The sequence below is a fragment of the uncultured Amaricoccus sp. genome, assembly GCF_937858865.1.
GTDB lineage: Bacteria > Pseudomonadota > Alphaproteobacteria > Rhodobacterales > Rhodobacteraceae > Amaricoccus.
Map to the genome: position 1 here is coordinate 1 of NZ_CALLYO010000365.1, position 1,463 is coordinate 1,463.

At 72.4% G+C, this 1,463-nt stretch carries 2 protein-coding genes; both read right to left on the bottom strand.

Annotated features, from left to right (window positions below; genetic code table 11):
- Positions 1-534 (bottom strand): PfkB family carbohydrate kinase (locus tag Q0112_RS10490; RefSeq protein ID WP_297974915.1); only part of this gene is annotated, 534 nt, incomplete at its 3' end.
- Positions 531-1,172 (bottom strand): TetR/AcrR family transcriptional regulator, encoded by a 642-nt coding sequence (locus tag Q0112_RS10495; protein ID WP_297974918.1) that lies wholly within the window; start codon positions 1,170-1,172, stop codon positions 531-533. The genes Q0112_RS10495 and Q0112_RS10490, both read right to left, overlap by 4 nt.
- Positions 1,173-1,463: the final 291 nt, after the last annotated feature.

Genomic DNA, 1,463 nt, shown 5'->3' on the forward strand with positions numbered 1-1,463 from the left:
GGGGGCGAGGCGGGCGGCCTTGGCCGGGCTCGCCGGGACGAGGGCGAGGGCGGCGGCCGGCACCTCGAGGAAGGCGCCGAGGGTCGCCGGGGGTAGGTTGCCGTCGAGGACGAGGGTGCCGGGCCAGGGCGAGGGGAGGCGGCCGTCGCGCAGCGGGGCGAGGAGCGCGAGGCCGGCGCGCTCGAGCCCGGCGCAGTCGGCGACGGCGGCGTGCAGCGCGCCGGTCGGGCCCTCGATGCCGAGGTAGCGGTCGGTCGGGCCGTCGTGGCGGTGGAGGCCGGCGCAGTCGACGCCGGCGGCGCTGAGGTCGGCGGCCAGCGCCGCGCCCTCCGGGTCGCGGCCGATGGCGGCGAGGAGCACGGCGGGGTGGCCGAGCGCGGCGAGGGCGCGGGCGACGTTCTGGGCGACGCCGCCCGGGCGGCGGCTGACGCGGCCGGGCACGTCGGCGCCCGGGAGGAGCGCGTGGGAGGTCTGGCCGATGATGTCCCAGTGGGCCGCCCCGGCGCAGAGGAAGGAAGGCGGGGCGGGCGTCACCTGGGGGCGAAGAGGAGCTTGACGTAGGTGCGCTGCAGCAGGATCTGCTCGGCAAGGAGCCGCGGCTCGCCGAGGGCCTTGGACATGACGATGCCCCCCTCGACGACGGTGGAGAGCATGTCGGCGAGGGCGACGAGATCGACCGGCTCGGACGGGGGGTAGCGCTCGGCCACCGCTTCGAGTTCGGCGAGGAAGATCGCCCGCCAGTTGAGGACGACCTGGCGGTTGAGCGCGCGCACCTCGCGGTCGAAGAGCCGCTCCTGGTAGCAGACGGTGGTGACGATGCAGCCGGGATGGCCGTTCGGCATGTCGGCCATCATCTCGGCAAGCAGCCTGAGGCCGACGAGGAAGGCGTGCAGCGGATCGTCGGAGAGCTCGTGGCCGCGGCGGAAGACCTCGGCGAGCAGCGCCCGGTCCTCGTGCATCGACATCTCGAGCAGCGCGCGGGCGAGCTCGTTCTTGTCGCGGAAATGGTAGAAGAAGCCGCTCCGGGTGATCTCGGCCCCGGCGACGATCTCCTCGATCGAGGTGGCGTCGAAGCCCTTGGCGAGGATCGCGTCCCGCGCGACCTCGAGGATGCGCCGGCGGGTCTGTTCGCCCCGCGAGGCGGCCTTCGGCAGCACTGCGACTGTACCCACGGTACGGAATCTCCGACGGCTGGGGGCGGCCTTCCGGGGGCGCGCCGCGCAATGGGCTGTAAGGCAAGGACAATTTCCGGATGGCGGGACTATACCGCAAAGCCGCTATCGCGGCCAGCGGGATTTCGGCACCTTCGGCGCCATCAACGACATCCGAGGATTGTGAGCCATGCGTGCGAAGTACCGGAATTCGTTGCCACAACTTGGCAATACCCTTTTCCTGACCGACGGCGGCCTCGAGACGACGCTGATCTTCCACGAGGGGATCGAGCTGCCGCATTTCGCCGCCTT